At 71.4% G+C, this 10,691-nt stretch carries 10 protein-coding genes; 6 read left to right on the top strand and 4 right to left on the bottom strand.

Annotated features, from left to right (window positions below; genetic code table 11):
• Positions 1-137: 137 nt before the first annotated feature.
• Positions 138-2,393 carry a transglycosylase domain-containing protein gene (locus ABZ371_RS02335; protein WP_358672698.1) on the bottom strand — a complete coding sequence of 752 codons (2,256 nt, stop codon included), beginning with the start codon at positions 2,391-2,393 and terminating at the stop codon, positions 138-140.
• Positions 2,394-3,037: 644 nt separating this feature from the next.
• Between ABZ371_RS02335 and ABZ371_RS02330 the strand changes: the two genes are divergently transcribed.
• Positions 3,038-3,388: a WhiB family transcriptional regulator gene (locus tag ABZ371_RS02330; protein ID WP_358672701.1), complete on the top strand. Its 351-nt coding sequence runs from the start codon at positions 3,038-3,040 to the stop codon at positions 3,386-3,388.
• Between the two features lie 157 nt (positions 3,389-3,545).
• Here ABZ371_RS02330 and ABZ371_RS02325 read toward each other — a convergent pair whose 3' ends face one another.
• Positions 3,546-5,039, bottom strand: a complete 1,494-nt coding sequence (locus tag ABZ371_RS02325) for an ArsA-related P-loop ATPase (RefSeq protein WP_358672697.1) — start codon at positions 5,037-5,039, stop codon at positions 3,546-3,548.
• The gene (locus tag ABZ371_RS02320) at positions 5,036-6,100 is read right to left on the bottom strand and encodes an ArsA-related P-loop ATPase (RefSeq protein WP_358672696.1); all 1,065 of its coding nucleotides are present in this window, start codon (positions 6,098-6,100) and stop codon (positions 5,036-5,038) included. Before ABZ371_RS02320 ends, ABZ371_RS02325 begins: the two co-directional genes overlap by 4 nt.
• 71 nt (positions 6,101-6,171) lie before the next feature.
• Between ABZ371_RS02320 and ABZ371_RS02315 the strand changes: the two genes are divergently transcribed.
• The 4 genes from ABZ371_RS02315 (at position 6,172) to ABZ371_RS02300 (ending at position 8,716) form a co-directional block, all read left to right on the top strand.
• Positions 6,172-6,327 (top strand): DUF4177 domain-containing protein, encoded by a 156-nt coding sequence (locus tag ABZ371_RS02315; protein WP_176101022.1) that lies wholly within the window; start codon positions 6,172-6,174, stop codon positions 6,325-6,327.
• Positions 6,327-6,797 (top strand): RidA family protein, encoded by a 471-nt coding sequence (locus tag ABZ371_RS02310; protein WP_358672695.1) that lies wholly within the window; start codon positions 6,327-6,329, stop codon positions 6,795-6,797. The genes ABZ371_RS02315 and ABZ371_RS02310 overlap by 1 nt, the downstream gene beginning before the upstream one ends.
• A gap of 150 nt (positions 6,798-6,947) precedes the next feature.
• Positions 6,948-7,877, top strand: a complete 930-nt coding sequence (locus tag ABZ371_RS02305) for an NUDIX hydrolase (RefSeq protein WP_358672694.1) — start codon at positions 6,948-6,950, stop codon at positions 7,875-7,877.
• Positions 7,874-8,716: an MBL fold metallo-hydrolase gene (locus ABZ371_RS02300; RefSeq protein ID WP_358672693.1), complete on the top strand. Its 843-nt coding sequence runs from the start codon at positions 7,874-7,876 to the stop codon at positions 8,714-8,716. The genes ABZ371_RS02305 and ABZ371_RS02300 overlap by 4 nt, the downstream gene beginning before the upstream one ends.
• 88 nt (positions 8,717-8,804) lie before the next feature.
• Here the strand turns inward: ABZ371_RS02300 and ABZ371_RS02295 are convergent, their stop codons facing one another.
• Positions 8,805-9,479: a Crp/Fnr family transcriptional regulator gene (locus ABZ371_RS02295; RefSeq protein ID WP_014046869.1), complete on the bottom strand. Its 675-nt coding sequence runs from the start codon at positions 9,477-9,479 to the stop codon at positions 8,805-8,807.
• Positions 9,480-9,708: 229 nt separating this feature from the next.
• Between ABZ371_RS02295 and nth the strand changes: the two genes are divergently transcribed.
• Positions 9,709-10,665: an endonuclease III gene (gene nth / locus ABZ371_RS02290; protein ID WP_358672692.1), complete on the top strand. Its 957-nt coding sequence runs from the start codon at positions 9,709-9,711 to the stop codon at positions 10,663-10,665.
• Positions 10,666-10,691 lie beyond the last annotated feature (26 nt).

Genomic DNA, 10,691 nt, shown 5'->3' with positions numbered 1-10,691 from the left:
GGGGGGGGGGGGTCGGGCGGCCGCCGCCCGGGCGCCCCGGCGGGGGGGGCGCCCGCGGCGCCCCCCCCCCCCCCGCCTCGCCGTTCACGGGCGTGCGGCCCGCGGGGTCCTTCGGTCCCTCGCGGGGAGCCGGACGGTCAGGGACCGTTGCCGCCCCGCGCACCACCGTCGTTGCCGCCGTTGCCGCCGCGTGCGCCGCCGTCGTTGCCGCCGATGACGCCCGGCGGGAAGGTGATCCCGCCGATCGGGTCCTGTCCGGGCTTCTCGTTGCCGCCACCGTCGTCATCGCGGCCCTTGTCCTTCTCCGGGTCCGGCTTCGGCTTCGCACGCGGCACCGTGATCGGGTGGAAGGAAGGGGTCTCCGAGGCACTCAGCGCACCCGTCATCGCGGTCTTCCAGATGGGACCCGGAAGGCAGCCGCCGCAGACCTTGTCGTAGTACCGGCCGCCGATGTTGATGTTGTACATCGGCACCTTCTTGCCGATGTCGGCACCGACCCACACCGCTGTGGACAGGTTCGGCGTGTAGCCGACGAACCAGGCGTCCACGCGGTTCTCGGTCGTACCCGTCTTACCCGCGTTGTCGCGGTCGCTGAGTCCGGCCTGGGTGCCGGTGCCGTCCTCGACGACCCCCTTGAGCATCTGGTTGATCGTGTCCGCGGTGTTCTCGCTCATCGCCCGTGAACAGCTGGACGCCGGCACCTTCAGCTTCCTGCCGTTGGTGTCCTTGATCGACTCGATGGCGATCGGGGTGCAGAACGTGCCGCGGTTGGCGAACGCGGCGTACGCGGACGCCATGGCGAGGGGGGTGCTCTCCGTGGTACCCAGCGTGATGGAGGGGTTCTCCGTGAGCGGCTTGCCGTTGCCGCGCTGGTAACCGACCTTCTTGGCCATCGTGAGCGTCTCGCAGAGGCCGGCCTTCTGCTCCAGCATCGCGAAGTAGGTGTTGATGGACTTGCCGAGGGCGCTCGTCATGTCGAAGGAGCCCTTCTCGGACTCCAGCTCGTTCTGCACCGACCAGTCACCGCCGCCGGCGGGGCCGCCGTCGCAGGTCCTGTACGTGTTGAGCGGAAGGGAGGTCTTCCACTCGGTGTCGAAGGTCTGCGCCGGGCTGATGCCCTTCTCCAGGGCGGCCGCCGCGGTGATGGGCTTGAACGTCGACCCGACCTGGAAGCCGAAGGTGCTGCCGCCCATCTTGTTGCTGACAGCGAGGTTGAGCACCGTCTCGTGCTGCTTCTGGTCCAGGCCGTACGGGCGGGACTGGCCCATCGACAGGATCTTGCCGGTGCCCGGCTCGACCTGCACCACCGAAGCGGCGACCTTGTCGTCCTTGTCGACCTTGGAGGTGGCGGCCTCGTTCGCGGCCTCCTGGGCGCGCGGGGACAGCGTGGTCCTGATCGTCAGGCCACCGAGGTTCCAGAGTTTGGAGCGCTCTTCCTCGGTCTTGCCGAAGACGGGGTCGGAGAGGATGGTCTTGCGCACGTAGTCGCAGAAGAACCCCGAACCGCTGACGGCCGTGATGCAGCCGTTCCTGGGCTTCTTCACCTTGAGCTCGATCGGGGCGGCGATGGCCTTGCCGGCCTCGTCCTGAGAGATGTCACCGACGGCGGCCATACGCCGCAGGACCGTGTTGCGGCGCTTGGTCGCCTCTTCCTTGTCGTTGACCGGGTCGTAGCGGGTCGGCGACTGGACGAGGCCGGCCAGCATCGCGGCCTCCTCGAGCTTCAGGTCCTTGGCGTGCTTGGAGAAGTAACGCTGGGAGGCGGCCTCGACGCCGTAGGCCTGCTGCCCGAAGAACGTGATGTTGAGGTAGTTCTCCAGGATCTTCTTCTTGCCGAGCTCCTCCTCGACCTGGATCGCGTACTTCAGCTCACGGACCTTGCGGCCCAGGGTCTGCTGGGTGGCTTCGGCGACCTTGTCCGGGTCGTCGCCCGCCTCCTCGACGAAGACGTTCTTCACGTACTGCTGGGTGAGGGTGGAGGCGCCCTGGGCGGTTCCGCCCGCCTGCACGTTGCGGTTCATCGCGCGCAGGATGCCCTTGAGGTCCACGGCTCCGTGCTCGTAGAAGCGCGAGTCCTCGATCGCGACGATCGCGTCCTGCATGTACGGGGACATGTCCTTGAGCGGGACGACGGTGCGGTCGCGCGAGTAGACGGTGGCGATCGCACCGCCCTCCTTGTCCAGGATCGTCGTCCGCTGGCTCAGCGGTGGGGTCTTGAGGTTGGACGGGATCTCGTCGAATCCCTCGACCGTCCCCTTGGCTGCGAGTCCCAGTGCCCCGGCGGCCGGCAGTGCGATGCCGGCCAGCACCGCCCCGGAGAGCGCGGCGACACCGAGGAACTTGGCGGCCTGCTGGGTCGTGCTGAGACCCCCGCCTGAGCGCTTCTTTGGCATGAGGGCAGCCTAATCCGTGGGTGGCGGCGTTCCGGGGGAGCAGGCGCCTCACGCGGTGTTCCAGTGCCGGATCGTGACATCCGGGGGCCCCCTCCTCCCGGCCGGACCCGTCCCTGGCATCCGCCTCCACCGACGTCAGGCAGGCACCCGACGGGCACACGGGCACGCGTGCCCACGGGCATCGGCCGGCACCGCGCCGTGTCCCGCCGGCCGGTGTGGGGTGTGGTTCCCGACCGGACCGCAACAGGACTGTGCGGCCGGCTTCCCATTCGCCGGACAGGCGGGCAGGCGTTGGCCTAAGCTGCTTTCAACTGTCACAGCAGTCCGATCGCGTATCAACCCCTGTGCACGGCTCTCGCGCAATTCAGCCACATCCGAGGCGCTCCCGAATTCGCCTCATGTGTCACTGTTTGTCCATTGCGACTTGGGCGCTCTGCCCCGATTCAGTCGGGAAGGCCCCGCATGTCTCCGCATCACTCCTCTGGGTGATCTGCCGCGTACGCATAGTCCGTTCGGGCCATTCAAGATTGGGCCCGAAGGGGGTGTTGTGCTGTCGCCACCTTCCGTAACGTCCTCAACTGGTAGCGGTGAATATGCCGTTGCCGCCGTGGGGGAGCCTCGATTCGGGAGAGGACGGCGCCGGGATGGGCTGGGTAACCGACTGGAGTGCGCAGGCAGCCTGCCGCACTACCGATCCGGATGAATTGTTCGTACAAGGGGCAGCGCAGAACAGGGCCAAGGCGGTGTGCACCGGTTGCCCGGTGCGGACCGAATGCCTGGCCGACGCGCTGGACAATCGCGTCGAGTTCGGCGTGTGGGGCGGAATGACGGAGCGGGAGCGCCGGGCGCTGCTGCGCCGCCGGCCCACCGTGACGTCATGGCGCCGGCTGTTGGAGACCGCGCGCGGCGAGTACGAGCGGTCCACGGGCATGCTGCCCGCGGCCGTGGGCCTCGACGACGACGAGTTGCACGAGACGTTGGCCGCCGTGGGGTGAGCGTGTGCGGGACGCTGCGCCACCTCGGCCGACGGTCGTCATGGGGCTGAGCACGGGCGCGACGTGCGCCGGCGCGGAAGATCGCCCCGTGGGGGTGAGGACGGCCGCGACCTGACCGCCGCAGGGCGACGTCGCCGTGGCAGCCTCCGGACCGCTCCTACGGTCCATCCGGCGCGGAAGCGGCCGCGAGCCGTTCCCCGATGGCCCGAAGGCCGGTGAGGTCGTGCACGTCGCCGGGCAGGGCGGCCACTTCGGCGACCGGGACCTCCGGGTGCATCGTCGTGAAGCGGTCACGTGTCAGCCGCTCACGGGCGACGACCTGCATCCGCTCGGCGTGCAGCCGCAGCAGGCCCGCCGCGAGTTGGTCGACGGAGACGGAGACGGTGTCGGTGACCGGGGCGGCTTCCCCGTCCGCCGGGCGTTCGGGCGGCGTGGGCCGGTCGTCGTGAGGTCGGAGCTGTGCCTGCGGGTCGGTTTCCTGTGCGGTTTTGTCCAGCGGATCGGGTGCGCCGGGTGTTCGGTCGCGCGGCTCGGGGGAGAGCGGTGTCTCAGGGGCTTCGGGAGGGGTGACGGCGGGCGCGCCCGCCGGGTCACCAGAGCCAGCCTTCCCGGCCGTCTGATCCACAATGCCGACACCGTCAAGATTTTCTGCGGCCGCGAGCGCCCCCTCCGCGGAGAGCCGGGCGGCCTCGCTGCCGTGCACCCGGTTGAGGACCAGGCCGGCCAGGGGCATCTCCTCAGCGGCCAGTCGCTCGACGAAGTAGGCGGCCTCACGCAGCGCGTCCCGCTCGGGCGTCGCCACCACGAGGAAAGCCGTGCCGGGTGCCTGCAGCAGCTTGTACGTGGCATCGGCCCGGGTGCGGAAGCCGCCGAACATGGAGTCCATCGCCGCGACGAACGTCTGTACGTCCTTGAGGAACTGACCGCCGAGCAGTTTGCCGAGCGTCCCGGTCATCATCGACATACCGACATTGAGGAACTTCATCCCGGCCCGCCCGCCGATCTTCGCCGGGGCGATCAGCAACCGGATGAACTTGCCGTCCAGGAAGGAGCCGAGACGTTTCGGCGCGTCCAGGAAGTCGAGAGCCGAACGGGAGGGCGGGGTGTCGACGACGATCAGGTCCCAGTCGTCCCGCGCCCTCAACTGCCCGAGCTTCTCCATCGCCATGTACTCCTGCGTACCGGCGAATCCGGCGGAGAGCGACTGGTAGAACGGGTTCTCCAAGATGGCGCGGGCCCGCTCGGGATCCGTGTGCGCCTCGACGGTCTCGTCGAAGGTGCGCTTCATGTCGAGCATCATGGCGTGCAGTTCGCCCGAGCCGGCGCCGTCGATCCCCTCGACCCGGCGCGGGACGTTGTCGAGCCGGTCGATGCCCATCGACTGGGCGAGACGGCGGGCCGGGTCGATGGTGAGGACGACGGCCTTGCGGCCTCGCTCGGCCGCCCGCACACCCAGCGCCGCAGCTGTCGTGGTCTTGCCGACCCCGCCCGAGCCGCAGCACACGACGATCCGGATCCCCGGGTCGTCCAGCAACGCGTCCGTGTCGAGACCCGGCGCGGTGCCGGTGCCAGGCACCGGCGTGGTGTCCGTGCCGGGGGCCGGTGCGTCGCCGTCCCGCGGTCCCGGCGTGATGTCCGTACCCGGTGTCATGACCCCGCCCCTCCTCCGGAAGCGCCGCGTCCGGAGCCTCGTCCCCCCGGGCCGCGCCCCCTCCCGTCCCCGGCCGTGTGTTCCGCGATGTCGGCCGCCCCGTCACCCATGTCCTGCTTACGGATCTCGGCCGCCAGGTCGTACAGGCCGGACAGGGTCATACCCTCGCCCATCAGCGGCAGCTCGGCCGTGGGAAGTCCCAGTCCGGCCAGCACCGCGCGCTGCTCGCGCTCCAGGCCCACGCGCTGGGCGTGTTCGGCGGCCTGTTCGACCAAGGGGCGTACGAGCCCCGCCGAGCCGGTCACGCCGGCCCGGGTCAGAGCCTTGGCGAGCTCCTTGCGACGGGCCCCCGACGCCGTGCGGAGCGCGTCCTCGTCCAGCAGGTGGGGCCGCACCATGTTCACCACGATCCGGCCCACGGGCAGCTCGGCGGCGCGCAGCTCCGCGATGCCGTCCGCCGTCTCCTGGACCGGCATCTCCTCCAGCAGCGTCACCAGGTGGACCGCGGTCTCGGGGGACTTCAGGACGCGCATCACGGCCTGGGCCTGATTGTGTATCGGGCCGATCCGCGCAAGCCCCGCCACCTCGTCGTTGACGTTGAGGAAACGGGTGATGCGGCCGGTCGGCGGTGCGTCCATGACCACGTGGTCGTAGACGAAGCGGCCCTGCTTGTCCTTGCGGCGCACGGCCTCGCACGCCTTGCCGGTCAGCAGCACGTCCCGTACCCCGGGCGCGACGGTGGTGGCGAAGTCGATCGCGCCGAGCTTCTTGAGCGCCCGGCCGGCGCTGCCCAGTTTGTAGAACATCTGGAGGTAGTCCAGCAGCGCGCGCTCCGCGTCGATCGCCAGCGCGTGGACCTCCCCGCCCCCCGGGGCCTCGGCGATCCGGCGTTCCTCGTAGGGGAGCGCCTCCGACCCGAAGAGCTGGGCGATGCCCTGCCTGCCCTCGACCTCGACGAGGAGCGTGCGCCTGCCCTCGGCCGCGAGGGCGAGCGCGAGGGCGGCGGCGACCGTGGTCTTACCGGTACCGCCCTTGCCGCTGACGACCTGGAACCTGCTCACGTCTTCGAGCCTAACCAGTCCGCGGGCAGGCTACGCACGAGGCCGCCTGTGCCAGGCATTACAGTCGGCCCATGACCAAGTGGGAATACGCGACCGTGCCCCTTCTCGTGCACGCGACCAAGCAGATTCTGGACACCTGGGGCGAGGACGGCTGGGAGCTGGTCCAGGTCGTGCCCGGCCCGAACCCCGAGCAGCTCGTGGCCTACCTGAAGCGGGAGAAGTCGTAGTGGCGGGCGCCGTAGAGGCACAGCTCGCCGAGCTCGGACTGACGCTGCCGGCTGTCGTACCGCCGCTGGCCTCGTACCAGCCGGCGGTGCGCTCGGGGGTGTACGTGTACACCTCCGGCCAGCTGCCGATGGTGGACGGCAAGCTCGCCGTGACCGGCAAGGTCGGCGCCGAGGTCACCCCGGACGAGGCGAAGGAGCTCGCGAGAACCTGCGCGCTGAACGCCCTGGCCGCCGTGAAGTCGGTCACCGGTGACCTGGACCGGATCGCCCGCGTCGTGAAGGTCGTGGGCTTCGTCGCCTCTGCCGCCGACTTCACCGGACAGCCCGCCGTCGTCAACGGCGCGAGCGAGCTGCTGGGTGCCGTCCTGGGCGACAGGGGTGTGCACGCGCGCAGCGCCGTCGGCGTGGCGGTGCTCCCGCTGGACGCACCGGTGGAGATCGAGATCCAGGTCGAGCTCGTCGAGGACTGAGCCGTACGTCACGCCGATCCCGCCCCGCCGCCCTTCCCGGTGGGGCGGGATCGCGCGCGTCAGGGGCGGCAGCGCGGACCGAACGGCCGCCCCGCCCTCGTGCACCGGCCGGTCTCGAACATCGGCGCGGTTCCGGATAGCCTCCGGGCCATGCCCAACGGTCAGTGGTACCCACCGGAATGGCCCGCCCGGATCCGGGCCCTCGCCAGCGGCGGCCTGGAGGCCGTGACCCCCCGGCGCGCGGCCACGGTGATGCTGCTGCGCGACGGCCTTCCGGGGGCGGACGACCGGGGCCCGGCCGTCCACATGCTCCGGCGGCGGACCTCGATGGCCTTTGCCGGCGGCGCGTACGCCTATCCGGGTGGCGGGGTCGACCCGCGCGACGACGACCACCTCGTGGCATGGGCCGGGCCGCCCCTGGAGAGCTGGGCCGAGCGGCTGGGCCTCGACACGGCCGCCGAGGCGCAGGCCGTCGTCTGCGCGGCGGTCCGCGAGACGTACGAGGAGGCGGGCGTCCTACTGGCCGGGCCGACCGCCGCGTCGGTCGTGAGCGACACCACGGGTGCGGGCTGGGAGGCCGACCGCGAGGCCCTCGTCGCCCGCGAGCTGTCCTTCGCCGACTTCCTGGACCGCCGTGGCCTCGTGCTGCGGTCCGACCTGCTGGGCGCGTGGGCGCGCTGGATCACTCCGGAGTTCGAGCCGCGCAGGTACGACACCTGGTTCTTCGTGGCCGCGCTCCCGGAAGGCCAGCGCACCCGGAACGCCTCCACCGAGGCCGACCGGGCCGTCTGGATGCGCCCCGGGGACGCCCTCGGCGGTTACGACCGGGGTGAACTGCTGATGATGCCGCCGACCGTGGCCACCCTGCGGGCGCTGAGGCCGTACGGGACGGCCGCCGGGGCCCTGGAGGCAGCGGATGCCCAGGACCTCGCCCCGGTGCTGGCAGAAGCCCGTATGGAGGGTGACACCTTGGTCCTGAGCTGGCCGGGACACGATGAGTTCACCAAGCACGTACCGGCTGCGGCCGGGGAGGCGTCCGGTACGGGGGACCCCGGCCGGGCGGACGGGGGCACGCCATGAGCGACGCCGTGGCACTGCCAGGGCAGCCTCGGGGCGGAGTCCTCTCCGGCCCCGCCACGGCCCGTACGGTCAACGTCCTCGCACCCAACGCCTCCGCGATGACACTGGACGGCACGAACACCTGGATCGTCGCCGAGCCCGATTCGGACCTGGCGGTCGTGATCGATCCGGGGCCGCTCGACGACGGGCACCTGCGGGCCGTCGCCGCCGCCGCGGAGCGTGCCGGGCGGCGCGTCGGTCTCACCCTGCTGACGCACGGCCATCCGGACCACGCGGAGGGCGCCGCGCGCTTCGCCGAGCTCACCCGCACGAAGGTGCGCGCCCTGGACGTCGCCATGCGACTCGGGGACGAGGGGCTGGCGGCGGGAGACGTGATCACCACGGGCGGTCTCGAACTCCGGGTGGTGCCCACCCCGGGTCACACCGCGGACTCGCTGTCCTTCCACCTCCCCGCCGACCGCGCGGTGCTGACGGGCGACACGGTCCTCGGCAGGGGCACGACGGTCGTCGCGCATCCGGACGGGCGGCTGGGCGACTACCTGGACACGCTGCGCCGGCTGCGCTCGCTGACCACCGACGACGGGGTCGCCACCGTCCTGCCCGGGCACGGCCCCGTGCTGGACGACGCGCAGGGCGCCGTCGAGTTCTACCTGGCCCACCGGGCCCACCGGCTGGCCCAGGTCGAAACGGCCGTGGAGGCGGGACACCGCACGCCCGGGGAGGTCGTGGCGGCCGTCTACGCCGATGTCGACCGCTCACTGTGGCCCGCGGCGGAACTCTCGGTCCGGGCCCAGCTGGAGTACCTCGCCGAGCACGGACTGATCCGGCCGGGCGAGTAGGTCCGGGCTGTCACCGCCGTCCGGGTCACCGGAACGCGAGAGGCCCCGCAGTCCGGCGGGGCCTCGCGAAGCGGCCGTGCGCAGGGCGTCAGCGCGACCGCTTCGCCAGCCGCTCCACGTCCAGCAGGATCACGGCCCGTGCCTCAAGGCGGAGCCAGCCGCGGCCCGCGAAGTCCGCGAGGGCCTTGTTGACCGTCTCGCGGGAGGCGCCCACCAGCTGGGCCAGTTCCTCCTGGGTCAGGTCGTGCACGACGTGGATGCCCTCCTCGGACTGCACGCCGAAGCGGCGCGACAGGTCCAGGAGCGCACGGGCGACCCGGCCCGGCACGTCGGAGAAGACCAGGTCGGACATCTGGTCGTTGGTCTTGCGCAGCCGGCGGGCGACGGCGCGCAGCAGCGCGGTGGCCACCTCGGGGCGCGCGTTCAGCCAGGGCTGGAGGTCGCCGTGGCCGAGGCCGAGCAGCTTGACCTCGGTGAGCGCCGTCGCGGTGGCGGTGCGCGGGCCCGGGTCGAAGAGCGAGAGCTCCCCGATCAGCTCGCCGGGTCCGAGGACGGCCAGCATGTTCTCCCGGCCGTCGGGGGACGTGCGGTGGAGCTTCACCTTGCCCTCGGTCACCACGTAGAGGCGGTCCCCCGGGTCGCCCTCATGGAACAGCGCGTCACCGCGCGCGAGGGTCACCTCACTCATCGAGGCGCGGAGCTCCGCGGCCTGCTCGTCATCGAGCGCCGCGAAAAGCGGGGCGCGCCGCAGAACGTCGTCCACGAGTTCTCTCCTTGTCGGCCTGTTCAGGGAAGCGTGGTCCCCATGATGCCGGACGGTAAAACAGTGCGATCGATCACAAACCAGTTTGACGCACGGGCGTGCCGGACCCTACGGCAGGGGGCCGATCGGGCATGGATGCGCGATGACCGGGGCGGATGTCGGTCCGTGGCTCTAGGCTGGCGGAGTGTCCGGGAAGCCGGTGAGAGCGCAGGCCAAGGGGGCTGATGGGGTGTCCGAGGACGAGAATTCCGCTGTGGGCGAACAGGCCCCGCGAAGCCGGAAAAAAGCCGCAAAGGGGTCGACCGAGGCGCCACAGGGCCGGAGCGCGGCGCCGTCCGCGAAGGGCGCCGGTGCCGGAGCCGGCGGAGGCCGGCCGGACGCCGCGTCGCGGGCGGCACGGCCGGCGAGGAGCGGCGCGAAGCCCGAGTCACGCCTGGCCATGGTCCGCCGTGCCCGCCGGATCAACCGCGAGCTCGCAGACGTCTATCCGTACGCGCATCCCGAGCTGGACTTCCGCAATCCGTTCGAGCTGCTCGTGGCCACGGTCCTCTCCGCCCAGACCACCGACCTGAGGGTGAACCAGACCACGCCCGCCCTCTTCGCCCGCTACCCGAGCCCCGAGGACATGGCGGCCGCCGTCCCCGAGGAGCTGGAGGAGATCATCCGGCCGACCGGGTTCTTCCGGGCGAAGGCCCGCTCGCTGATGGGCCTGTCGGCCTCGCTCAGGGACGATTTCGGGGGTGAGGTACCCGGCCGCCTGGAAGACCTCGTGACACTGCCCGGCGTCGGCCGCAAGACGGCGAACGTCGTGCTCGGCAATGCGTTCGGCGTGCCCGGCATCACCGTGGACACCCACTTCGGGCGGCTCGTCCGCCGCTGGAAGTGGACCGAGCAGGAAGACCCGGAGAAGGTCGAGGCGGACATCGCCGCGATCTTCCCCAAGAGCGATTGGACGATGTTGTCCCACCGCGTCATCTTCCACGGCCGGCGCATCTGCCACTCCCGTAAGCCCGCCTGCGGTGCCTGCCCGATCGCACCCCTCTGCCCCGCGTACGGCGAGGGCGAGACGGACCCGGAGAAGGCGAAGAAGCTTCTGAAGTACGAGATGGGCGGCTACCCGGGCCAGCGGCTCAGTCCGCCTCCGGACTATCCGGGCAGGCCTGCCCCGCCTTCGGGAGCCGCGTGAGCGGCGGCCCCGCGAGCGTGCCCGAC

The organism is Streptomyces sp. NPDC005899 (assembly GCF_040629645.1).
Taxonomy (GTDB): Bacteria; Actinomycetota; Actinomycetes; order Streptomycetales; family Streptomycetaceae; genus Streptomyces.
The sequence above is the reverse complement of the archived record's forward strand: the minus strand, read 5'-3'. Positions and strand labels throughout refer to the sequence as shown.